Origin of the sequence: Mixta mediterraneensis, from assembly GCF_014946725.1 — a bacterium.
Taxonomy (GTDB): Bacteria; Pseudomonadota; Gammaproteobacteria; order Enterobacterales; family Enterobacteriaceae; genus Pantoea; species Pantoea mediterraneensis.
This window is the reverse complement of the sequence record NZ_JACFXY010000013.1, coordinates 1-24,013: the sequence shown is the minus strand read 5'-3', so window position 1 is coordinate 24,013 and position 24,013 is coordinate 1. Positions and strand designations below refer to the sequence as shown.

The window sequence follows — 24,013 nt, the reverse complement described above, 5'->3', positions numbered from 1 at the left end:
TTCGTCTCCACGCTATTTAACGCATTATATGCATTCAGCAAACCGGTACTGCCATTGCGCCACGTGCCAGACAGTAGCGCAACCAGTCCGCGAGGAACTGATTTATTTGGTGTTTCTCGTCGCGCTGATGCAGTTTTTTATTAGGATAATCATAGCGCGCTTTAAAACGATAGATCTGCTGAGTAGAACACACTTCAGCGACCATCGCGTCATGGTACAACCTTACCGACATAGAAGGCAGGTTCCAGTAGCTGACTGACGGCGCGATCTGCCGTATTTCCACCAGCGTGGTGTAGCGCGTCGACTCTTCAATGGTCAGCTGGTAACGGGCGTCACTCACCTGATAAACCACCGATGCATCCGCCTCGTCACTACGCGGCAGCAGGCGACGCAACTGAGCGAAATTGGTTTCGCACAGCCGCATCATTTCTGGGAAATCAGGGGTATAACGCTGTCTCATTTTTGTGCCCATTCTTCTCTTAATTTCTCATGGTGCAACGCCAGCCATTGCAGCGCGATGACAGACGCGGCGTTATCAATAATCCCCTGTTCCACCCAGCGATAAGCCTGTTCGCGGCTTACCACATGGACGAGAATATCCTCATTCTCTTCCTCCAGACCATGGCATCCTTGTGCCTGGCTGGCATCCACTTCGCCGACCAAAATCGACAACCTTTCGCTGGTGCCGCCGGGGCTGGAAAAATAATTGAGCATGGGCTTTACCCGCCCAACCTGTAAACCAGCCTCTTCGATCGCTTCACGACGCACCACCTGCTCTACGCTTTCCCCTGGATCGATAATCCCGGCCACCATTTCCAGCAACCATGGCGTGGAACCGACATCATAAGCAGGGATGCGGATCTGTTCGATCAGCACCACTTCATCACGTAAGGGATCATAAGGTAGCAGGACGGCGGCATGTCCGCGCTCAAAAACTTCGCGCTGCACTTCCGCACTCATCTCGCCATTAAAACGACGATGGCGAAAGCGATAGCGTACAACCGAAAAAAAACCATCGTAGACTATTTCGCGTGCAATAATTTCTACATCGTTTTTTGTGAAAGTCACAGGGGATTTTTTTTCTTCCGTCATCGTCTGGTTCCTTATGCAGATTGGGATGGAGCGAATAAAAGCCAACCCTTATGCTCCATCCGAGTGGTTGTTTCTGAATTATTTAAGTAAATTAGGGGCAGAAGGCACGTTCAGCCAACTTATCACACAGTTGCACTCTGCTAGAATCGGCGATAATTTTTTTGGCTTACCCGGCAGCGCGACCACTGTAATTTGCTGCAACAAAAGGAATGCAAATGAAAAAACTGCTCCCATTTTTTATTGGGCTGAGCCTGGGCGGTTTCAGCTTCGCCAGCCAGGCAGAAGATCTGCTTCAGGTTTATCAACAAGCGCGACTGAGCAACCCGGACCTACGCAGCGCTGCGGCGGATCGTGATTCAGCTTTCGAGAAAATCAACGAAGCACGTAGCCCATTATTACCACAACTCGGTTTGGGTGCAGATTACACCTACACTAACGGTTACCGTGACAGCAGCGGCGTTCACTCCAACACCACCAGCGGATCACTGCAATTAACGCAGACCATCTTTGACATGTCAAAATGGCGCGCCCTGACGTTACAGGAAAAAACCGCTGGCATTCAGGATGTCACTTATCAGGTTGCCCAGCAGGATCTGATTCTGAACACCGCTACCGCCTACTTCAATGTATTGAAAGCGATTGATACTCTTTCTTACACCGAAGCGCAGAAACAGTCGATTTATCGTGAATTAGATCAAACTACGCAACGTTTTAATGTTGGCCTGGTTGCGATTACTGACGTGCAAAACGCCCGCGCGCAATATGACAGCGTGTTAGCAAGCGAAGTTACCGCGCGTAACAACCTCGACAATATGGTTGAAGCGCTGCGTCAAATCACCGGCATGGATTACCTGTCGCTGGCGTCACTGAATATTGATCGCTTTAAAACCAGCAAAACCGAAGCCGTTAGTTCGCTGTTAAAACAAGCGGAAAGCCGTAACCTGACCTTACTGTCTGCGCGCCTGAACCAGGATTTAGCGCGTGAACAGATCCGTTATGCTGAAACCGGCCACATGCCAACGCTGGATTTAACTGCGTCAACCGGCATGTCTAACAGCAAATACGGCGGCAGCCGCGCAAACCAGTCTACCTCTTCAACCGACTCCATCACCGGTTCGAATCAGGTTGGTTTAAGTTTCTCTTTGCCATTGTATAGCGGTGGTTCGGTCACTTCACAGGTTAAGCAGGCACAATACAACTTTGTTAGCGCCAGTGAGCAGTTAGAAAGCGCTCACCGTTCCGCTGTGCAAACCGTGCGTTCTTCTTATAATAATGTGAATGCCTCGGTCAGTAGTATCGCCGCCTATCAACAAGCGGTTGTTTCTGCGCAAAGCTCACTGGATGCGTCGGAAGCCGGTTACCAGGTAGGAACACGTACTATCGTTGATGTGTTAGATGCGACCACCACCTTGTATAACGCCAAGCAGCAGCTTTCGGATGCGCGTTACAGTTATCTCATCAACCAACTGAATATCAGCTATGCGCTGGGTACGCTTAATGAGCAAAACCTGCAAATGCTGAACAGCCAGTTGGGCAAAGAGATTTCGACTTCGCCTGAAACCGTTGCCCCTGAAAATTCGCAGCAAACGGCACGCGTGGATAATGGTCCGTCAACCAACGCATCGCCAGTGACAGCGCGCTCTGCTGGCGCCAGAAATACCAGAAATCCATTCAGTAATTAACCTTGATTCGGGTCGCTTTGCGGCCCGCTTCTCTATTAAACGTATAGCTACGTAAATATCCCTTTAGCATCAGGCCCTCCGCTTCAATTTTCACCGCTCATCCCCTATCCTAAGCGCTAACTTTGGGTACAGGATCACAATAATGAAACGGACTAAATCCATTCGCTATGCCGCCTTTCGTAAGAGCTGGCAAGCAAGACACTTAACGCCGGTAGCTATTGCCGTTACGGCAGTATTTATGCTGGCTGGCTGCGAACAGAATGACGAAACCGTGTCGCTCTACCAAAATGCCGATGATTGTGCGAAAGCTAATCCAGGCCAGAGCGCGCAATGCACCACGGCTTATAACAATGCCCGAAAAGAAGCTGAACGCACAGCACCGAAATATGCAACCCGTGAAGATTGCGTAGCGGAATTTGGTGAAAACCAGTGCCAGCAAACGCCGGCTCAGGCGGGCGCTGGCACCAGTAACGCAGAATCACACCAGGGCGGCAGCTTCTGGATGCCACTGATGGCGGGCTACATGATGGGCCGCATGATGGGCGGCGGCGCAGGCTTTGCGCAGCAACCCCTTTTCTCGCCAAAATCAGCTAACAGTCCGGCGAAAGGCCAGTTTGTTGATGCTTCTGGCCGCAATTATGGTTCTGCTACCTCAGGCCGTACCATGAACGTGCCAAAAACGGCGTTAGCACCAAAACCTGCAACAACCTCGACCATTACGCGTGGTGGCTTCGGCGAAACCGTCGCTAAACAAAGTTCAATGCAGCGCAGCGCTACCGGTACATCAAGCCGCTCGCTGGGAGGTTAACGCAGTCATATGCAACGCATTGCTATTTCCGAACGCCCAGGCTGGCGAGAAAAAGCCACCGAATTTGGTTTCCGCTTTCATACTATGCATGGCGAGCCTTACTGGTGTGAAGATGCTTATTATCAATTCACGCTGGCGCAAATCGAACAGCTCGAAGAGACCACGGCAGAACTGCATCAAATGTGTTTGCAGGTGGTAGAGAAAGTGGTAAACAGCGAGGCGTTGCTCACTAAGTTTCGCATTACTAAACATACCTGGGATTTTGTTCGTGACTCATGGCAACAGCGTCAACCCTCGCTTTATTCACGCCTCGATCTGGCCTGGGACGGTAAAGGCGACGCCATGCTGCTGGAAAACAATGCCGATACGCCCACCTCGCTATATGAAGCGGCATTTTTTCAGTGGCTTTGGCTGGAAGATCAGCTAAACGCCGGCCAGTTACCGCCAGGCAGCGATCAGTTTAATAGCTTGCAGGAGAAGCTAATTGAGCGCTTCGCCAGTCTTCATCAGCAGCACGGATTTAACTGGCTACATTTCGCCTGTTGTCGCGACACTGACGAAGATCGCGGTACTGTGCAATACCTACAGGATTGCGCCACAGAAGCTGGTTTACCGAGCGAATTCCTCTTTATTGATGAGATTGGCCTGGGTGAGAAAGGCGAATTTACGGATGCTCACGATCAGGTTATCAGTAATTTGTTTAAGCTCTACCCCTGGGAATTTATGCTGCGTGAGATGTTTTCTACCAAGCTGGCGGACGCGGGCGTGCGCTGGTTAGAACCCGCCTGGAAAAGTATTCTGTCGAACAAAGCGTTGCTACCTATGCTATGGCAGATGTTCCCGAACCATCCGAATCTGTTGCCCGCCTACTTTGCTGAGGATCAAGTGCCGCCAATGGCGAAATACGTGGTTAAGCCCCTTTTCTCACGCGAAGGAGCCAATATCCGTATTGTGGAAAACGGAACGGAAATCGCGCGCGTTGACGGCCCGTACGGCGAAGAAGGCATGATCGTGCAGGCGTTTCATCCGTTGCCGAAATTTGGTGACAGCTACACGCTGATTGGTAGCTGGTTAATTGACGATCAACCTGCCGGGATTGGCTTACGTGAAGATCGCGATTTGATCACTCAGGATCTTTCCCGCTTCTATCCGCACGCATTTATTGAGTAGCTTTTAACAGGCCAGCTCGCTGGCCATATTTTTAACCAACCTGAACAGACAGCATGCTGATAGCGCCTAATTCCATACCATCAATTGGGATGGTGATCGGCTCATCAGGTTGCCGCGCGCCTAAAACATACAGCAGCGGTAGATAGTGTTCTGGTGTCGGGTTCGACAATGTTGCCCCTTCATGCTGCATAAAATTCACCAGTGGATGCGTTTCAGCATGGCTTTGTACATCAATATTATCCCGCACAAACTGGTTAAAGCTGTTTGCCCAGGGATAAACATCGTCGCCCCCGCCCCAGCGCACCATTCGCAGATTATGGACCACATTGCCGCTCGCCACGATCATTACTCCTTGATCGCGCAATATCGCCAGCTTACGTCCCAGCTCAAAATGCCAGGCTGCGGGTTTTGTCTTGTCCACGCTCAGCTGAACCACCGGTATATCCGCTTCGGGATACATTTTGATCAATACGCCCCAGGCGCCATGATCCAGTCCCCACTCCTGGTCAAGTTGCACCGGTGTGGGAGCCAGCAATTCGGCGATTTCTTCTGCCAGCGCCGGCGAGCCTGGGGCTGGATAGCGGGTATCAAACAGGGCCTGTGGAAAGCCGCCAAAATCGTGAATAGTGCGCGGAGATGCCATTGCTGTAACCAGGGTTCCGCGCGTGTACCAGTGTGCAGAAATAGCAAGAATGGCACGCGGGCGCGGCAACGTTTTTCCTGCCTTGCGCCAGAACGCGGTATAACGGTTTTCTTCCAGCACGTTCATCGGGCTGCCATGACCCAAAAACAGGGCGGGCATACGTAACGGACTCATAAATTTTCTCCACCAAAGCCGCTTTCATGGTGGATACGATACGCCGTTTAAGCGGTTAATCACGCGGATAAGCATGATGATGATCATCAGAGAATTTGAATAAGTGAGCCCGACAATTCTTTACCTGACAAAACTCGATATTGAGTAAGTTTAACAGTAGTTTATTGGGAATAATTATCATTAAGGAGAGCACAATGCCATTACCTTTACTGCTTACCATACTGGCAGGCGGCGCCACCTTTATCGGTGCTTTATTGGGTGTGATGGGACAAAAACCTTCCAACCGCGTATTGGCATTTTCCCTTGGATTTGCTGCTGGCATCATGCTTTTGATCGCTTTAATGGAAATGCTGCCAGCCGCACTTCATGCGCAGGGCATGTCGCCATTACTGGGTTATGGCATGTTTATGCTGGGTTTGCTGGGCTATTTTGCTTTGGATCGCCTGTTACCGCACCAGCACCCACAAGATTTAACAACAGGTCGCCACCACCCGAAAAACCTGCGTCGTACCGCGATTTTACTTACGTTAGGCATTAGCCTGCATAACTTCCCTGAAGGTATTGCAACCTATGTCACAGCCAGCAGTGACAGGGAGCTCGGCATGGGCATTGCGCTGGCGGTAGCCATTCACAACATTCCTGAAGGGCTGGCAGTGGCGGGCCCAATGTATGCGGCCACAGGCTCAAAAATGAAAGCGATCTTCTGGGCCTGCGTATCGGGTATGGCGGAAATTTTAGGTGGGGTGATCGCCTTTATGCTGCTGGGGCCATTAGTCTCGCCAGTGATAATTGCTGCTGTCATGGCAGCCGTTGCTGGCATTATGGTTGCCTTATCAGTAGATGAGTTGATGCCGCTGGCACGTGAAATCGATCCACATAATAATCCAGGCTACGGTGTACTCTGCGGTATGTCGGTGATGGGTTTAAGCCTGACGTTGTTGCAAACCGCTGGCATCGGCTGAACAAAGCAACGTTTGTTCAGCAAAGCGCTGTTATTTTTTCATGTCAGGCTGTCGCGCCCTACCGCGAAGAATGGTAGGGATCAGCGGCTTACTGCCACACATTTATGCATAATGCGCCACTTCTCACCTGTCATAGGTAACTTCTTTGATAACTATATTTTTACGCTAGTCGGTAAAAAACAGGCCGGAAAACCGGCCTGTTTTATGGATGGCAAATGCTGCTTAGCTGGCCTGACGGGCCTCGCGATCGCGGCGGTAAGCCACTAAATCTTCAATAGTTACCACTGGCATATCATGCTGTTTCGCAAACAGGATGACTTCCGGCGCATGTGCCATAGAGCCATCATCATTCGTCAGCTCGCACAATACGCCTGCGGGTTTAAAACCTGCCAGCGTCACCAAATCAATAGTCGCCTCTGTGTGTCCACCACGCGTTAATACGCCACCGTCACGCGCACGCAACGGGAATACATGGCCGGGGCGATTCAAATCGCTGGGCTTCGCATGATCAGCGACAGCCGCGCGAATAGTCGTGATGCGATCTTTAGCTGAAACACCGGTTGTAACGCCTTCCGCTGCTTCAATAGTGACGGTAAAACCGGTGCCGTAAGCGCTGGTGTTGTTCTCCACCATCATGGGCAAATCAAGCTGCCGACGGCGTTCTTCCGTCAGGCACAGACAAACAATCCCGCTTCCATGACGAATAGTCAGCGCCATTTGTTCAACTGTCATGGTTTCGGCGGCGAAGATCATATCGCCTTCGTTTTCACGATTTTCATCGTCCAGTACCATCACCCCGCGTCTGTCACGCAGTGCTGCAATGGCTCGTTCTACACGCTGTTCCGGCGTGCCAAATTCAGAAAGTAGCGTCTGATTCATGGTAATAAAACCTTTTAAATGTATTGGGTTACCAGAATCAGGGCGTGCTTAGGAGTGACGTCAACAGACGTAGCAATAACGTGGCGTGGGCAAAAGCCCTGCAAATATCGTTACCCTCTCCCATCCGGACTTTAACCGTCGGCCCCGGAATTACACCGGATCTGCTGACCTTCATAATGGATTATGAAGCGCTCGCGGGCTTTCAGCTTACGCTGATTTACCGCCGGTGGGGAATTTCGCCCCGCCCTGAGAATAAGCGAATTTACTATAGCGCCGATCATCTGGAGCGGCAATCAACAAAACGGCAAATGCTTTGGCATTTCCTGCGTTACCGATTTCAGGTTAAACCTTTTCATTTCTGGCATTACACTTAGCAGATATTGAGCAGATATTAAGTGCGCACAACTGCTGTCCTCAGCAACCCGTAACCAGGAAATAATCATGATCGACACGAAAAAAATTGAACAAATTGCACGCCAGGTCCATGAAGCGATGCCAAAAGGAATTCGTGAGTTTGGTGACGATGTCGAAAAGAAAATTCGTCAGGCACTGACGGCACAATTGACGCGTATGGATTTGGTCAACCGTGAAGAGTTTGATGTGCAAACGCAGGTACTGCTACGCACGCGAGAAAAACTGGCCGCGCTGGAGCAACGTCTGGCGCAACTGGAAAGTCAAAACGCTCCGGTTCCAGCGGTTACGACGACACCAGACTCAACCGTTACGAAAACAGAAATTACGCCAGAGTAAACAGAAAGCGGGAGGGGACTGCTCCCGCTTGTTACAACACTTAGTTGCCGCGAATGGTCTTAATGATGTTGGTCGTAGAGATGCCATCTTCAAAATTTAGCACCTGCACGTCACCGCCATTGGCCCAGACTTCTTTGCTTCCTGCAATATCTTCAGGTTTGTAATCGCCACCTTTTACCAGTAGATCGGGCAGCACACCGGCAATTAAACGCTGCGGCGTATCTTCTTCGAATGCCACAACCCAATCCACCGCTTCCAACGCACCTAATACAATCATGCGATTTTCCAGTGGATTGACCGGACGACTATCGCCTTTCAAACGCCGGGTTGACGCATCGCTGTTTACCGCAACAATCAGGCGGTCGCCCAGTTTACGTGCATTGGCAAGGTAGGAAACGTGGCCAGCATGAAGAATGTCGAACACGCCATTGGTCATCACCACTTTTTCACCGCGCTGGCGTGCCATTTCGATAGCGTCTTTGAGCTCCGCTTCGCTCATGATGCCGAAGCCTTGCTCCGGACGCGCATGAATAGCATTCTCAAGCTCGACCGTGCTTACCGTTGAGGTGCCCAGTTTGCCTACCACCACGCCCGCGGCGGCGTTGGCAAGAAAACAGGCCTCTTCCAGCAAATCACCTGCGGCTAAGGCTGCCGCCAGCACACCAATAACCGTGTCACCCGCGCCAGTTACGTCATACACTTCTTGCGCCTGAGTGGGTAAGTGTAGTGGTGTTTTGCCTGGCTGAAGCAACATCATGCCATTTTCAGAACGCGTTATCAGTAGCGCCGACAAGTCATAATCTGCAATCAACTGCATGCCGCGTGTGACAATTTCATCTTCGCTTTTACACTTCCCCACTACCGCTTCAAATTCTGAAAAATTTGGCGTCAGTAATGTCGCGCCACGATAGCGTGAAAAATCAGTGCCTTTCGGATCGATTAATACCGGCACTTTCGCTTCACGTGCAAGAGTAATCATGGTCTGCACGCTGCTTAACACGCCTTTCGCGTAATCAGACAGTACCAGCGCCCCCGCAGCCGCTAAGGACTGGCGCATACGTTGATGAATGGGCTCAGGATCGACCTGCTCAAAACCCTCTTCAAAATCAAGACGGATAAGTTGTTGATTACGGGAAAGTACCCGCAGTTTAGTAATGGTAGGATGGCTTTTAACTGCCACGAAGTCACAGTTAACGTTGACGTCTTTAAGCGTATTACTTAATACGCGTGCCGCATCGTCCTCACCCGTCAGGCCGATCAAGCGTGATGTCGCGCCGAGAGCAGCGATATTCATCGCCACGTTCGCCGCACCGCCAGGGCGCTCTTCAACTGTATCCACTTTGACCACCGGGACCGGTGCTTCAGGCGAAATACGGCTGGTTGGACCATACCAGTAACGGTCTAACATCACATCGCCAACGACCAGCACCGAGGCTTGACCGAATGCGGGCAGAGTCACTTTCATTCCAGACACTCCAGACTGCTGTAAAAATAGTGCGCGGATAATATCACAGTTGTGAATGGCGCTATCAGCCACGCGCTCAGAGAGAAACTGGCGAGACCAACCAGTATTGCCAGCTGTGTTTCACCGTTTGCCGTTCAGCCACAAACGCTTCAGGATCAACGTGGCCAGGCAACGCCTGTAATGCCAGGTGATGCAACGCATCACGCAGCGTAACGTATGCCTGCGTCAGCGCTTGTGCTTCAGCCTCTGGCATTATTTGATACGTTGCCATTAGCTCGAAAATCCGCACGTTATCCGACCAGCGTGATAATGCAGGTTGTTGTGCGGCGTAGCGTAAGACAAGATATTGCGCAATGAATTCAATATCGGTAATACCACCTTCATCGGCCTTAATATCCCAGCGCCCTTTGTGCTTATTGCTGAGGTGCGTTCGCATTTTTTCGCGCATTTCCCGCACTTCGGTTTGCAGTTTACTGGCTTCACGCGGTAGACATAGCACTCCGCGGCGAATGACGTTGAAGCGAGCCCCGGAAGATGATTCGCCGAAAACAACGCGAGCGCGTACTAACGCCTGATGCTCCCATGTCCAGGCCTCATGATGCTGATAATCATTAAAGGCCGTAAAAGTACTAACGAGCATGCCGGCCGCGCCAGACGGACGCAGGCGAGCATCAACCTCGTACAGAACGCCGGATGGAGTACGGGTACTGAACAAATGCATTACCCGCTGCGCCAGACGCAGGTAAAACTGGCGGCCATCAATGCTACGCGCACCGTTGGTTACCGCATTCAACGGACAATCGTGCAGGAACACCAAATCGAGATCGGAGCTGTAACCCAGTTCCCAGCCACCCAACTTGCCGTAGCCTAATACCGCAAAACCGCGTTCGTTATCATCCTTAAGATGCGAAGGACGTCCGTAACGTTGCAGCATCATATTCCACGCCTGCTGGACCACCGACTCGATGATAGCTTCTGCAAGCCAGGTTAAGTGATCGCTCACTTTCATCACCGGCAATGTCTCAGCGATGTCTGCCGCTGCAATACGCAAAAGCTGCGCCTGCTTAAACTGACGTAACGCTTCAAGCTGTTGCTCTTCGTCATCAGTGGGAATGCGCATCAGATACTGACGCAACTCATCACGATACGCATCGGTCGCGGTGGGCTGATACAGCGTGGCGGGGTCAAGCAGTTCGTCCAGTAGTAAAGGATGACGAGCCAGCTGACTGGCAACCATGGGTGAAGCGGCACAAAGACGAATTAAATGGCGAAGCGCACCATGATATTCGGTTAACAATTCAAGGTAAGTGCTGCGTGTTATCACACCCAGTAGCAATGGCGTTAAACGACTAAAGGTTATCGCTGCATCCTGGCGTGGACACACTTCACTCAGCAAACGCGGCATAAGCTGATCAAGTGCCTGACGTCCACGTGGTCCAATGGTGCGACGGTTTATATCCTGACGAAACGCGTCCAGTGTTTGCTGTAGCGATCGCCGCTGTTCGTCATTCAGTTGCGGCATGAGTGCCGCCAGTTCGTTATCTTCCAGCGTGTCCTGCCATAACACGGTGAATTCAGCCAGTTCGCGCTGATCGCCAATCTCCGGCGTATCTTCGCCAATTAATTCATCAAATATGGCGCGTACGGCAGACATATGCCTGTCCAGCTGCTCAATTAATGTCGCCCAGCTGTCCGTGTTCATCGCCCATGCCAGACGTACACGATGAAGTTCTTCGTCAGGTAAGGTTTGGGTTTGCTCATCGGCAAGACTTTGCAGCAAGTTTTCCAGGCGGCGTAAAAACCGATAAGCGTTGCGGAGGGTATCTACCTGCTCTGTGGGTAATAACGCCAGCTCTTGTATTGCTGAAAGCGTGGGCATCAGGGCGCGTAACTGAAGTGAGCGTTCACGTCCGCCCCGGATTAACTGAAAGACCTGCACAATAAATTCGGTTTCACGGATACCACCTGCACCGAGTTTGATATTGTTTTTCAGGCCACGCCGCCGTACTTCACGCGTAATCATACTTTTCATATTACGCAGCGCCTGAATCACGCTGAAGTCGATATAGCGCCGATAAACAAAGGGCCGCAGCATCTGCTGTAATTCCTGGCTCCAGCGATCCTGGTTATCCCCCATCAGACGTGCCTTGACCATGGCATAACGTTCCCAGTCACGGCCTTGCTCCTGATAGTAATCCTCCAGCGCGGCAAAGCTCAGCACCAAAGGTCCGCTGTCGCCAAACGGGCGCAGGCGCATATCAACGCGATAAACGAAACCATCCATGGTGGGCTGGTCGAGTACTTTGATTAGCCGCTGTCCCATACGGGTGAAGAACTGGGCGTTATCAAGCTCCCGACGTCCTCCGCGCGTCACGCCGTTTTCGGGCCAGGCAAAGATGAGATCAATGTCAGATGAGAAGTTGAGTTCTCCCCCACCAAGCTTGCCCATGCCGAGGATTAACATCGGCTGAGCCTCGCCTTTCGCATTGCATGGCGTGCCGAAGTCCTGACAACAATCCCGATACACCCAGTCGCGCGCCTGGCCGATAAGCACTTCGGCTAATACGCTCAACTGTTGCAGAGTCTGTTCAGTTGTTGCGTGCTGCAAACTCTGCATCCATGCAATGCGAACCAGCATGCGGCGGCGAAACAGACGCAGCACCCGTATCAATGCTGCTTCGCTATCTACTCCCTGCATATCCAGCGCCAGCCAGTCAGCATAATGTTGCCACTCATCAGCCTGCGGTGGCTGTTGCTGGATAGCCTGCCACCAGTCAGGATGCTGTTGCAAATTTTCTACGACAAAATCGCTGAACGCGAGGCCAGCGGCCTGCTCTATGCTTAACGAAGCAGAAGGCACGTTCAACTGCCCGGCGGCCTTTTCAGCCTGCGAGAGTAACAATGCGGGTAATGCTGGCAACATATTCTCTCCCTGCTTGTGTGTGCAAAGTTAGCGTGGCGCGCTACTGCTCTTCCAAAAAACAGGCTGCTTAATGGCCTGCCCGGCCAGCCACGGTAAATCGTTTTTCGCCTGTGACTGAATCGCAAGTTGCAACTGTTGCCATCGACCCAGCCAAATCGCCACCGCCTCTGATGAATACGCACCAGCCAGCAAGTGAACCGTTAATAGCTGGCGCGCAAGGCGCGTCGCTTTGTCATTAAATTCGTTGGGCTGCATAACCGAAAGAAATGTCTCTTTTAGATCGGCGTTGATACGCGCCAGCATAATATCGCTGAAGCGCTTAAAGGATGCCTGAAGCTTGGCCTGGCCTTTTTCATCACTCCATTGCTGCCACTGAGATTCAGCCAACCAGTGAGTAAGTGCTAACTGGGTATCAACAGAAAGCGCGGAAAAACAGAATGTCTGCGCTTCCACTTCATCGTGAACTAACGTCTCTTCTAACAGGGTGAGTTTCTGGCGCAACTCGCTGCTGGCCTTACGTGGCACGACCGCGCCGAATACAGCAAAGGCCTTACGCAAAGCCTCCAGTGCTTCACGCACCGCATCCTGTGCTGAAGCATCGCCACGCAGCCAGACTTCTTCGTGATATTGCCAGTGGTTAAGCCCGGCGGATAGCGCAGCAACCATCCCCTCTTCTACCGTTGCCTTTGCATCGGTTTTCAGCACCGGGAAAGCGCGCACAGGGCGTGGCGGGTTACCTTGCGCCAGGTGATAACCGCGCGCCGCTTTGCTCAGGCTACCGAGTCGTAGCCCGCCCATCGTCACCAGCTGTTGCGCAAAAAGCAGTATATCGCTACGCTGCCCTTGCTTTAGTTCCAGCTCGACTTCAAATAACGATTCGCTGAGTTGTTCAGTCGCGACTTCACCGCGATCAAATGCAATTTCGATTTCGCTGCCGCCAAACGTAATCAGCCAAATTTCGCGCTGGAAATGCGTACTGAAAAGCGGTTGCAAACGCTGCTGTAATGCAACTACATCGGTTCCCTGTGGCCAGATTTCAGCGGGCAGTTGCGCTATATCCAGTTTCGCCTTATCCAGTGCGACGTTATATTCCCGACGCTGATGCAAACCGCCTAATGTTTTGCCGCCGCCTTTGAGCGTCATTTCATAACGTTTATCAACGCCACGGATGCGTAGCCCCATGTCCCAACGACGCAGTTGATTGTCATCCGTTTCGAAATAGACATTGGTTAACTCGCGTGGAGCCTGATACTGGTGCGGCCATGCCGCGAGCGTTGCTGCCAATTTTTCAACAGCATTTGATGTCGCAATGAACTTTAGTTCTGTTTCAATGGTCATAATTTTTATTCAATACGCCGCTGGCACTGAGAGGGTTTAACCCGCATATTCCACGTCACAATCAGTAAATTACTCTGATTGCAGTCTGAGTCTAAAGGGTATACCAGGCGAAGAGTAATGCACAGAAGCCAGGCTGTCTCTGCTTTCTTTGCACTTTCGCAGCCCTTTTTGCAGGTAAATGAGACCAGGATAGTTCCCATTCAGATTTATGCGATGCCTCTCCAGACTGTGCCAGTAAATTTTTAGTCATCAAGCAAATACGAAATTTAATGAAAAAAATCACACTCGCTGGAATTACTTTGCTGGCTCTCAGTGCCCTTGCTCCTGCCCACGCCGACGAAAAACGCTATATCTCTGACGAATTATCAACCTGGGTTCGCAGCGGGCCTGGCGATCAGTATCGCCTGCTCGGTAAGCTGAACGCGGGTGAAGAAGTGCAGTTGCTGCAGACCAATAACGATACAAATTATGGGCAGATCCGTGATGCGGAAGGCCGTACCACCTGGATTCCCTTATCGCAGCTGAGCGCGAGACCAAGCCTGCGCACGCGCGTGCCGCAGCTTGAGCAGCAGGTTAAAGATCTCACTGATAAGCTGGGTAATATCGATAACAGCTGGAATCAACGCACCTCAGAGATGCAGAACAAAGTCGCGAAGAGCGATAGCGTGATCGCTGGGCTAAAAGATGAAAATCAAAAACTGAAAAACGAGCTGATCGTCGCGCAGAAAAAAGTCAGTGCGGCTAACGTCCAGCTAGATGACAAGCAGCGCACCATTATTATGCAGTGGTTTATGTATGGCGGCGGCGTACTTGGCGTTGGACTGCTGTTGGGCCTGTTATTACCGCATATGATTCCCAGCCGTAAGAAAAAAGATCGCTGGATGAACTAATGCTTATCTGATTGTTTTAGAAAGGGGATCGATAGATGCCCTTTTTCGCATGCCTGCAATCTGATGAATATGTGCAACAATAGAGCAACATGCACGCCGGGATTCAGGAGCAGGATGCCCACAGGCGCGCAAGTCACTTATTTACCTCTGGAGTTGTTGAGTGAAGACGTTTCTTGTAGGCGGCGCGGTACGTGATGCACTGTTGAACCTGCCGGTTAAAGACAAAGACTGGGTAGTGGTTGGCGCCACGCCTGAGGCCATGCTTGAGCAGGGCTATCAGCAGGTTGGCCGCGATTTCCCGGTTTTTCTGCATCCGAAAAGCCGTGAAGAATATGCACTGGCCCGCACTGAGCGGAAAAACGGAAAAGGCTATACCGGCTTTGTGACCTGGTCAGCCCCCGATGTGACGCTGGAGCAAGATCTGCAGCGACGCGATTTGACGATTAATGCCATCGCACAAACCGAAGAAGGGCAGCTTTTCGATCCTTATCACGGCCAACGCGATATTGCTGAACGCACATTGCGCCATGTTTCTGCGGCTTTTAATGAAGATCCGCTGCGCGTGTTACGTGTGGCGCGGTTTGCTGCCCGTTTCGCCCACCTTAATTTCCGCATTGCTGATGAAACACAGTCTTTAATGCGGACGATGGTGGAAAGTGGCGAACTGGCTGCGTTAACCCCCGAACGTGTATGGAAAGAAACCGAAAAAGCCCTTACATCGCATAATCCCCAGGTGTATTTTCAGGTGCTGCGTGATTGCGGCGCGCTTAACGTATTGTTCCCGGAGATTGATAACCTGTTCGGAATTCCGGCACCAGCGAAATGGCACCCAGAAATTGATACTGGCGTACATACTCTAATGACCCTGGCGATGGCTGCAGCCTTATCTGATTCGATTGAAGTGCGATTTGCCACGCTATTCCATGACATTGGTAAGGCCCTGACTCCGCCTGAAAAATGGCCAAGCCATCACGGCCATGGTCCGGCTGGCGTGCCGATGGTGGCAGCCTTGTGCCAGCGCCTGCGCGTACCCAATGCCATTCGCGACCTGGCATTGGTAGTCACCGAGTTTCATGACATTGTGCACACCATTGAGCGTCAGTCAGCGGATTCGTTAATTTCATTATTTGATCGCATTGATGCCTGGCGCAAACCACAGCGCGTGGAGCAAATGGCGCTCACCAGCGAAGCCGATGCGCGTGGTCGGGCGGGGTTAGAGAGCATGGCCTATCCACAGGGTGATTATTTGCGTCGCGCTTTTGCCCTGGCGCAGGCCGTACCAACCAAAGCGGTTATTGATGCGGGATTTAAAGGAATCGAAGTGCGGGAAGAACTGACGCGTCGGCGTATTACCGCCGTCGCGGAAGGGATTGCGGCTTCGCGGCCAGCCTGACTGGCCGCGATAGGCTTTACATAAATACCGCGTAAACCGCAGCGGCAACGATGAAACGATAAACTGCAAATGAAACGAACGAGATTCGTTTGATCAGCTCAAGAAAAACTTTGATGGCAATCATCGCGACCACGAAAGCGGTAAGAAAACCGACCGTAAACATCGGCAAATCGTTCATGGTCAGGAAGCCAATGCTCTTGTAAAGATCCAGGCCGGTTGCGCCAATCATCATCGGTACAGCCAGGATGAACGAGAACTCAGAGGCCGCATAGCGACTCACGCCCATCAGCATCCCGCCAGAGATAGTCGCGCCCGAACGTGAAAAGCCAGGCCACAGCGCCAGACACTGGAAGCAGCCAATCATAAACGCCTGACGATAAGTGATGTCGTCAATTCCCACCGACTTTGGCTGTTTGGGTTTAAGGTACTCTGCGGCCAGTAGCAGCACACCGCCCACCACTAACGCATACATTACGTTTATGGGATTAAATAATGTTTTGATTTGGTCATGCAGGGCCAGGCCTATCACTACCGCCGGCACCATACCGAGCAGAATGTGAATTAATGTTAAATGTCCGCTGCCAATACCTTCATGCTTTACTTCACCAAAGCGAATGCCGATTAAGCCAAACAGACGACGCCAGAACATCACCACTACCGCCAGAATCGATCCTAGCTGAATCACGACTTCAAACGTCTCAGCCGTTTCCCCTTCAAAGCCCAGCAGGTGGCCCACTATAATCATGTGCCCTGTGGAAGATACCGGTAAAAACTCCGTTAGCCCTTCCACAACGCCCAGGATTGCAGCTACCCAAAGCTGATGAATGTCTGCCATCAAATTTTCCCTCTGTCCGTATGAAACCTACTAAAAAGACGGTAATCCAAAGCTATCGTCTTAAATTTTGCCGGCTTTCGTCTGAATAAAACCTTCAGGTTTTTGTTTATTTCACGCTAAACAACGAAACGGCACTTGCTATGACAAACAATAATTTGGTTTGGTTTCACTGTGATGGCAATCACATCGAATTTATTTAGGAATAGTCCCGCGCTCAATTCGCACGCCAACCTGCGCCGCCTGCGCTACAGCCCCCGGTTTGGCTACCTTTATGCGCACGCCCGGCGAATTGAAACGGTTCATCAACAGATCCGCAATTTCTTCAGCCACCCGTTCGACAAGCGCAAAACGGCTGCCGGTTAAATGCGTCAGGATAGCTTCGGACACGTCGGCATAGCTCAGACACGCTTTTACATCATCGCTGATTGCCGCGAGTCGGTTGTCCCATGCCATTTCGACATCGAGCACCAGCTTCTGCTGAATGCCCTGTTCCCAGTCGTAAACGCCAATGGTGGTGAACACCGTGAGTTGTTCTATAAATACAATATCCATGATGTCAGTCTCTGTTTTTGGCTAAGCCGGATACCACTTCCGACAGATTATGCGTATTATCCACGGTTGAAGTGAACAAAACGACCCTAAAGGAAACGGTACTTTGTTATGAGTGCTATCGCGCTTGGTATGATTATTTTCGCGTATCTTTGCGGTTCGATTTCCAGTGCGATTCTGGTTTGCAAACTCGCTGGTCTGCCCGATCCCCGCGCACACGGTTCAGGTAATCCTGGCGCGACCAATGTATTACGCATTGGCGGCAAAGCAGCGGCTGCCTGCGTGCTGATCTTCGATGTGCTGAAAGGTATGGTGCCGGTTTGGCTGGCCTATGAGTTACACATCACGCCGCTTTATTTAGGCTTAACGGCAATTGCCGCCTGCCTTGGCCACATTTATCCGGTATTTTTTCGTTTTCGTGGCGGTAAAGGGGTGGCGACAGCATTTGGTGCGATCGCGCCGATTGGCTGGGATTTAACAGGATTGATGACCGGCACCTGGCTGTTGACTGTGCTGTTGAGCGGCTATTCATCGCTAGGGGCGATTGTCAGCGCGCTGATTGCTCCGTTCTACGTTTGGTGGTTCAAACCGCAGTTTACTTTTCCGGTTTCGATGCTTTCTTGTCTTATATTGTTGCGACATCACGACAATATTCAGCGCTTATGGCGCGGGCAGGAAACCCGGGTCTGGAAGCGTAAGAAGAAACGCAAACCGTAAAAAAGCCGGCGAACCGGCTTTTCTCACATCAGATAGCGGGTAATTCGGCCAGCGGCCAACGCGGACGAACGCTCACCCCCAATGCGCCGCGCGTTCCGCCTTTCAGACGCACCATGCCTGCATAAGCAATCATTGCGCCATTATCGGTGCAAAACTCAGGGCGCGCGTAGAAAACTTCTCCCCCACGTTTTTGCATCATAAGGGCCATCTGTTCGCGCAACGTGCGATTGGCGCTGACTCCCCCTGCAATCACCAGCCGCTTAAAGCCCGTTTGATCTAAGGCTCGTTTGCACTTAATTGACAAGGTATCAACGACTGCATCTTCAAACGCGCGCGCAATATCTGCACGCGTTTGAGCATCATCATTGTTGTCGCGAATAGTATTGGCTGCAAAGGTTTTCAGGCCGGAGAAACTAAAGTCCAGACCTGGGCGATCGGTCATTGGACGTGGAAACGTAAAACGCCCGCTCGTGCCTTGCTGCGCCATTTTTGACAACATCGGACCGCCGGGATAATCAAGGCCCAGTAGTTTAGCGGTTTTATCAAAAGCTTCGCCTGCGGCATCATCAATTGACTCGCCCAGCAGTTCGTATTCACCGATGCCGGTTACGCTAATCAGCTGCGTATGGCCGCCAGAAACTAACAGTGCAACAAACGGGAACGAGGGTGGATTATCTTCCAGCATCGGTGCCAGCAAATGTCCTTCCATATGATGTACCGGCACCGCCGGAACTTTCCAGGCAAAAGCCAGCGCGCGACCAACAGTCGCGCCAACCAGCAGCGCCCCGACCAGGCCTGGCCCTGCGGTATACGCCACTGCATCAATTTGTTGCGGCTGTAAATTAGCCTGTTTCAGCGCGGCCTGAATCAGCGGAACCGTTTTACGCACGTGATCGCGTGAGGCCAGTTCCGGCACCACGCCGCCGTAATCGGCGTGCAGTTTCACCTGGCTATAAAGCTGATTAGCCAGCAACCCGGCCTCGTCATCATAAATTGCGATGCCGGTTTCATCGCACGACGTTTCAATACCCAGAATTCGCATTTGTCACCTCTTTCTTGCGGCGCGCAGTTTAGCACAGCAAATGTGCAGACAGAGCGGCCACTCCTTGCAAAAAGTGATTTTCTGCCGCCTGAGTAGTGCGCTATACTCTCGCTCCTGAAAAAAACTGGCAGCCGCAAAGGCAAACGCTCCTGTTGGTTTCAAATTATACATGGTGCTTTACAAACCAACGCGAGTTGGAGTAACATGCTGCACCATTTTGAAATGTGCTGGCGCCGCAGTCAGCAGCAAAAACCGAATTTTATTGAGGTGAGAGTTACATGCCGGTAATTAAAGTACGTGAAAACGAGCCGTTCGACGTAGCACTGCGTCGCTTTAAGCGTTCCTGCGAAAAAGCAGGCGTTCTGGCTGAAGTTCGTCGTCGTGAATTCTATGAAAAACCGACTACCGAACGTAAGCGCGCTAAAGCGTCTGCTGTTAAACGTCACGCCAAGAAACTGGCTCGCGAAAACGCACGCCGCACTCGTCTGTACTAAGTTCTCCTGGAGGTTCGCCTCCACCGTGTGATACACGCAGACCGAGTCAAGTAAAAGGCCGTGCTTTCCGAAAGGAAGCGCGGCTTGTTGTCGTTTATGAGCTAAAAATTTGGGGCATATGGCTGGACGAATTCCACGCGTATTTATCAATGATTTGCTTGCCCGCACGGACATCGTGGATCTTATCGATGCCCGCGTTAAGCTGAAAAAGCAGGGTAAGAACTTCCACGCGTGTTGTCCTTTCCATAACGAAAAAACGCCCTCTTTTACCGTAAACGGCGAAAAACAGTTTTATCACTGTTTCGGCTGTGGTGCTCACGGCAACGCTATCGATTTTTTGATGAACTATGATCGTCTCGAGTTTGTTGAAAGTATCGAAGAGTTAGCCACTTCCCATGGTCTGGAAGTGCCTTATGAAGCTGGCAGCGGGCCAACGCCGATGGAACGTCATCAGCGGCAAAGTCTTTATCAACTGATGGATAACCTGAATGGTTTTTATCAGCAAGGCCTGCAGCAGTCCAGTGCACAGCCTGCACGCGATTATCTGGATCGCCGCGGTCTGAGTCCCGCTATCATTAATCATTTCGCGATTGGCTATGCGCCGGCCGGTTGGGACAATGTTCTCAAACGTTTCGGTAAGCAACCAGACGATCGTGAATCGTTAATGGAAGCCGGCATGTTAGTGACCAATGATAAAGGCCGGACCTATGACCGCTTTCGCGAGCGTGTGATGTTTCCGATTCGCGATAAGCGAGGCCGTGTCATTGGTTTTGGTGGACGCGTATTAGGTAACGACACGCCTAAATACCTTAACTCGCCAGAAACACCGATTTTTCATAAAGGCCGTCAGCTTTATGGCCTGTATGAAGCGCTGAAAAATCATCCTGAGCCGGCCCGCCTGTTGGTGGTTGAAGGCTATATGGATGTCGTCGCACTGGCGCAGTTTGGGGTTGATTACGCCGTAGCTTCGCTTGGCACATCAACTACCGCCGAACATATTCAACTGCTGTTTCGCAGTACCGACAATGTCATTTGTTGTTATGACGGCGATCGAGCGGGTCGCGAAGCAGCATGGCGTGCGCTCGAAACAGCATTGCCTTATATGAATGATGGTCGTCAGCTACGCTTTATGTTCTTGCCGGATGGTGAAGATCCCGACACGTTGATACGCCAAGAGGGTAAAAACGCATTTGAAGCGCGTATGGATCAGGCAATGCCGCTCTCCTCTTTTTTGTTTGATTCTTTGCTGCCGCAGGTTGATCTCAGCTCACGCGACGGTAAAGCGCGTTTAAGCACGCTGGCGCTGCCATTGATTTCGCAGATCCCCGGTGAAACCTTGCGTATTTATATGCGCCAGGAACTGGGTAATAAGCTCGGTATTTTGGATGACAATCAGCTCGAAAAGCTGATGCCCAGGCTGGCTGCAAGCGGAGCGGCACCGGTTGCCCCCCCGCTTAAACGCACGACCATGCGCGTGCTGGTCGCTTTGCTGATACAAAATCCGCAGCTGGCGAACGGGGTTCCATCACTTGACGGGCTGGCCGAATCGAAAATGGCCGGTTTACCGTTGTTTGTCGAGTTAGTCAGCCGGTGTAACGAGAATCCTGGCTTGACCACCGGGCAGCTACTAGAGTTATATCGCGGAACAAATTTTAGCCAGACGCTTGAAACTTTGGCAATCTGGAACCACATGATAGTAGATGAAGAAGCCGAAGCCGTGTTTCAGGATTCGCTGGCCAGTGTTTACGACGCCGCGCTGGAACAACGCCTTGAAGCGTTAATCGCACGGGATCGTACCCAGGGTTTAAGCGCTGAGGAGCGCCGCGAATTCTGGGCATTAAACCAGGCGCTGGCAAAAAAATAACAGTTTTATCTGGCTTGCTTTTCGGAACCACAAAAAAGCGGGCCGGCATGATTTACAGACTTACCTACAATTTAGGGTCGCTGGTGTCGTCGCCAGGCCCGACATAAATATCGTTCCAGAGGCGCCGCCATTGCTGCGCTGCCAGCGCGCAATAACCGGAGCGTGCTGAAGTACGTAAGGGTGATGAGCACTGCAAATGGCAAGTAAGGCAGCCTCGGACAGTAAAAATTTGCGGCTTAAGTGCCGATAACTGATGGGCATAGCCCACGCCGCGATGAGGGCAGCGGCAATAATACAACGCCTTCACTGCTATCGTTGGCTCGCTGCCGACCGACACCAATCTAATTAACAGAAGTGTGGATACCGTCTTATGGAGCAAAACCCGCAGTCACAGCTCAAGCTTCTTGTCACCCGTGGTAAGGAGCAAGGCTATCTGACCTATGCTGAGGTCAATGACCATCTGCCGGAAGATATCGTCGACTCCGATCAGATCGAAGACATCATCCAGATGATTAACGACATGGGCATCCAGGTAGTTGAAGAAGCCCCGGATGCTGACGATCTGATGCTGAACGAAAACAGCTCCGATACTGACGAAGATGCCGCGGAAGCCGCCGCTCAGGTATTATCCAGCGTTGAATCTGAAATTGGTCGCACCACTGACCCGGTGCGCATGTACATGCGCGAAATGGGTACCGTTGAACTTCTGACGCGTGAAGGCGAAATCGACATCGCTAAGCGTATTGAAGATGGTATTAACCAGGTTCAATGCTCCGTTGCTGAATACCCGGAAGCGATCACCTATCTGCTGGATCAGTACGACAAAGTTGAAGCAGGTGAGTCACGCCTGTCCGATTTGATCACTGGTTTCGTCGATCCCAATGCTGAAGAAGATATTGCGACGACCGCAACGCACGTCGGTTCTGAATTGTCCGAAGCAGATCGTGACGATGAAGAAGAAGATGAAGAAGATGACGACGACAGCTCCGATGACGATAACTCAATCGACCCGGAACTGGCGCGTGAGAAGTTTTCTGACCTGCGCATGCAGTACGAAACCACGCGTACCGCCATTAAAAGCAAAGGCCGCAGCCACGCTGATGCCGTCGCCGAAATTCAGAATCTTTCTGACGTATTCAAACAGTTCCGCCTGGTACCGAAGCAGTTCGATTACCTGGTGAACAATATGCGTGAAATGATGGAACGTGTCCGTACTCAGGAACGTTTGATTATGAAGCTATGTATTGAACTGTGCAAAATGCCGAAGAAAAACTTCATCACCCTGTTCACTGGCAACGAAACCAATGAAAGCTGGTTTAAAGCGGCGCTGGCAATGAATAAGCCGTGGTCTGAGAAGCTGTTAGAAGTGCAGGATGACGTCATGCGCTCCCTGCAGAAGCTGGCACAGATTGAAGAAGAAACCGGCCTGACCATTGAACAAGTAAAAGATATTAACCGTCGCATGTCGATTGGTGAAGCCAAAGCGCGTCGTGCGAAGAAAGAGATGGTGGAAGCCAACTTGCGTCTGGTGATTTCAATCGCCAAAAAATACACCAACCGTGGCCTGCAGTTCCTTGACCTGATTCAGGAAGGTAATATCGGTTTGATGAAAGCGGTTGATAAATTTGAATATCGTCGTGGTTATAAGTTCTCAACTTACGCCACATGGTGGATCCGCCAGGCCATTACCCGTTCTATCGCTGACCAGGCACGTACCATCCGTATTCCGGTGCATATGATTGAGACCATCAACAAGCTCAACCGTATTTCGCGTCAGATGTTACAGGAAATGGGCCGTGAGCCGACGCCTGAAGAACTGGCTGAGCGCATGCTGATGCCGGAAGATAAAATTCGCAAAGTGCTGAAAATTGCTAAAGAGCCAATCTCCATGGAAACGCCGATTGGCGATGATGAAGATTCGCATCTGGGCGATTTTATCGAAGACACCACGTTAGAGTTACCGCTGGATTCGGCTACCTCAGAGAGTCTGCGTTCTGCCACTCACGACGTGTTGGCTGGCCTGACAGCACGTGAAGCTAAGGTTCTGCGTATGCGTTTCGGTATTGACATGAACACTGACCACACGCTGGAAGAAGTGGGCAAGCAGTTCGATGTTACGCGTGAACGTATTCGTCAGATCGAGGCTAAAGCATTGCGTAAATTGCGCCATCCAAGCCGCTCGGAAGTGCTACGCAGCTTCCTGGATGATTAAGCCGTTAAAACCCCGGTTCGCCGGGGTTTTTTATATTGATGGCTAATATGTATTAGTCGCGACTTGATCTGACACTGGACCTTGAAAGGTTGAGAGTTACCGGTTTTGATATGGGTGTCTAATCCTTATAC

The 24,013-nt window shown here is 51.4% G+C and carries 21 protein-coding genes and 1 riboswitch; of the genes, 11 read left to right on the top strand and 10 right to left on the bottom strand.

All coding sequences use genetic code 11. The features are described 5' to 3' along the window. Positions 1-34 precede the first annotated feature (34 nt). Both H2P46_RS18785 and nudF read right to left on the bottom strand, forming a co-directional pair. Complete coding sequence (locus H2P46_RS18785; RefSeq protein ID WP_193406384.1) at positions 35-460, bottom strand: DUF1249 family protein; 426 nt, start codon at positions 458-460, stop codon at positions 35-37. Further along, a complete protein-coding gene (gene nudF / locus H2P46_RS18780; RefSeq protein ID WP_193406383.1) occupies positions 457-1,092 on the bottom strand; it encodes an ADP-ribose diphosphatase in 636 nt (211 codons plus the stop codon). The genes H2P46_RS18785 and nudF overlap by 4 nt, the downstream gene beginning before the upstream one ends. Positions 1,093-1,307: 215 nt before the next feature. Between nudF and tolC the strand changes: the two genes are divergently transcribed. The 3 genes from tolC to H2P46_RS18765 all read left to right on the top strand — a co-directional run bounded on the left by tolC (position 1,308) and on the right by H2P46_RS18765 (position 4,752). After that, entirely contained in the window at positions 1,308-2,774 is a 1,467-nt protein-coding gene (gene tolC, locus H2P46_RS18775; protein ID WP_193406382.1) for an outer membrane channel protein TolC, read from the top strand. Between the two features lie 142 nt (positions 2,775-2,916). After that, positions 2,917-3,582 carry a DUF1190 family protein gene (locus H2P46_RS18770; RefSeq protein ID WP_193406381.1) on the top strand — a complete coding sequence of 222 codons (666 nt, stop codon included), beginning with the start codon at positions 2,917-2,919 and terminating at the stop codon, positions 3,580-3,582. 9 nt (positions 3,583-3,591) lie between these two features. Further along, complete coding sequence (locus H2P46_RS18765) at positions 3,592-4,752, top strand: glutathionylspermidine synthase family protein (RefSeq protein WP_193406380.1); 1,161 nt, start codon at positions 3,592-3,594, stop codon at positions 4,750-4,752. Between the two features lie 31 nt (positions 4,753-4,783). Here the strand turns inward: H2P46_RS18765 and ygiD are convergent, their stop codons facing one another. Further along, the gene (gene ygiD / locus H2P46_RS18760) at positions 4,784-5,569 is read right to left on the bottom strand and encodes a 4,5-DOPA-extradiol-dioxygenase (protein ID WP_193406379.1); all 786 of its coding nucleotides are present in this window, start codon (positions 5,567-5,569) and stop codon (positions 4,784-4,786) included. A gap of 194 nt (positions 5,570-5,763) precedes the next feature. Between ygiD and zupT the strand changes: the two genes are divergently transcribed. Next, the gene (gene zupT / locus H2P46_RS18755) at positions 5,764-6,531 is read left to right on the top strand and encodes a zinc transporter ZupT (RefSeq protein WP_193406378.1); all 768 of its coding nucleotides are present in this window, start codon (positions 5,764-5,766) and stop codon (positions 6,529-6,531) included. 222 nt (positions 6,532-6,753) lie between these two features. Here the strand turns inward: zupT and ribB are convergent, their stop codons facing one another. After that, a complete protein-coding gene (gene ribB, locus H2P46_RS18750; protein ID WP_193406377.1) occupies positions 6,754-7,410 on the bottom strand; it encodes a 3,4-dihydroxy-2-butanone-4-phosphate synthase in 657 nt (218 codons plus the stop codon). Between the two features lie 108 nt (positions 7,411-7,518). Beyond that, positions 7,519-7,668: riboswitch (FMN riboswitch) on the bottom strand. 183 nt (positions 7,669-7,851) lie between these two features. Here ribB and ubiK point away from each other — a divergent pair. Beyond that, positions 7,852-8,160: a ubiquinone biosynthesis accessory factor UbiK gene (gene ubiK, locus H2P46_RS18745; RefSeq protein WP_193406376.1), complete on the top strand. Its 309-nt coding sequence runs from the start codon at positions 7,852-7,854 to the stop codon at positions 8,158-8,160. A gap of 40 nt (positions 8,161-8,200) precedes the next feature. On the opposite strand, the gene hldE is transcribed toward ubiK, so the two are convergent. The 3 genes from hldE to H2P46_RS18730 form a co-directional block, all read right to left on the bottom strand. Beyond that, positions 8,201-9,625: a bifunctional D-glycero-beta-D-manno-heptose-7-phosphate kinase/D-glycero-beta-D-manno-heptose 1-phosphate adenylyltransferase HldE gene (gene hldE / locus H2P46_RS18740; RefSeq protein ID WP_193406375.1), complete on the bottom strand. Its 1,425-nt coding sequence runs from the start codon at positions 9,623-9,625 to the stop codon at positions 8,201-8,203. Between the two features lie 76 nt (positions 9,626-9,701). Beyond that, the gene (glnE, locus tag H2P46_RS18735) at positions 9,702-12,548 is read right to left on the bottom strand and encodes a bifunctional [glutamate--ammonia ligase]-adenylyl-L-tyrosine phosphorylase/[glutamate--ammonia-ligase] adenylyltransferase (RefSeq protein ID WP_193406374.1); all 2,847 of its coding nucleotides are present in this window, start codon (positions 12,546-12,548) and stop codon (positions 9,702-9,704) included. Between the two features lie 27 nt (positions 12,549-12,575). Continuing rightward, positions 12,576-13,886 (bottom strand): CYTH domain-containing protein, encoded by a 1,311-nt coding sequence (locus H2P46_RS18730; RefSeq protein WP_193406373.1) that lies wholly within the window; start codon positions 13,884-13,886, stop codon positions 12,576-12,578. Between the two features lie 269 nt (positions 13,887-14,155). On the opposite strand from H2P46_RS18730, the gene H2P46_RS18725 reads away from it, so the two are divergent. Then, positions 14,156-14,776 (top strand): TIGR04211 family SH3 domain-containing protein, encoded by a 621-nt coding sequence (locus H2P46_RS18725; protein ID WP_193406372.1) that lies wholly within the window; start codon positions 14,156-14,158, stop codon positions 14,774-14,776. 160 nt (positions 14,777-14,936) lie between these two features. Beyond that, entirely contained in the window at positions 14,937-16,169 is a 1,233-nt protein-coding gene (locus H2P46_RS18720; protein ID WP_193406371.1) for a multifunctional CCA addition/repair protein, read from the top strand. A gap of 16 nt (positions 16,170-16,185) precedes the next feature. On the opposite strand, the gene bacA is transcribed toward H2P46_RS18720, so the two are convergent. Further along, a complete protein-coding gene (bacA, locus tag H2P46_RS18715; protein WP_193406370.1) occupies positions 16,186-17,004 on the bottom strand; it encodes an undecaprenyl-diphosphate phosphatase in 819 nt (272 codons plus the stop codon). Between the two features lie 192 nt (positions 17,005-17,196). Continuing rightward, the gene (gene folB, locus H2P46_RS18710; protein ID WP_193406369.1) at positions 17,197-17,556 is read right to left on the bottom strand and encodes a bifunctional dihydroneopterin aldolase/7,8-dihydroneopterin epimerase; all 360 of its coding nucleotides are present in this window, start codon (positions 17,554-17,556) and stop codon (positions 17,197-17,199) included. Between the two features lie 108 nt (positions 17,557-17,664). Here folB and plsY point away from each other — a divergent pair, with 108 nt between their 5' ends. After that, positions 17,665-18,270: a glycerol-3-phosphate 1-O-acyltransferase PlsY gene (gene plsY / locus H2P46_RS18705; protein WP_193406368.1), complete on the top strand. Its 606-nt coding sequence runs from the start codon at positions 17,665-17,667 to the stop codon at positions 18,268-18,270. A gap of 28 nt (positions 18,271-18,298) precedes the next feature. Here plsY and tsaD read toward each other — a convergent pair whose 3' ends face one another. Then, complete coding sequence (gene tsaD / locus H2P46_RS18700) at positions 18,299-19,312, bottom strand: tRNA (adenosine(37)-N6)-threonylcarbamoyltransferase complex transferase subunit TsaD (RefSeq protein WP_193406367.1); 1,014 nt, start codon at positions 19,310-19,312, stop codon at positions 18,299-18,301. Between the two features lie 278 nt (positions 19,313-19,590). Between tsaD and rpsU the strand changes: the two genes are divergently transcribed. From rpsU to rpoD, 3 genes are all read left to right on the top strand, one after another. Next, a complete protein-coding gene (rpsU, locus tag H2P46_RS18695; RefSeq protein ID WP_001144069.1) occupies positions 19,591-19,806 on the top strand; it encodes a 30S ribosomal protein S21 in 216 nt (71 codons plus the stop codon). Between the two features lie 118 nt (positions 19,807-19,924). Then, entirely contained in the window at positions 19,925-21,670 is a 1,746-nt protein-coding gene (gene dnaG, locus H2P46_RS18690) for a DNA primase (RefSeq protein WP_193406366.1), read from the top strand. A gap of 370 nt (positions 21,671-22,040) precedes the next feature. Next, entirely contained in the window at positions 22,041-23,882 is a 1,842-nt protein-coding gene (rpoD, locus tag H2P46_RS18685) for an RNA polymerase sigma factor RpoD (RefSeq protein ID WP_193406365.1), read from the top strand. Positions 23,883-24,013: the final 131 nt, after the last annotated feature.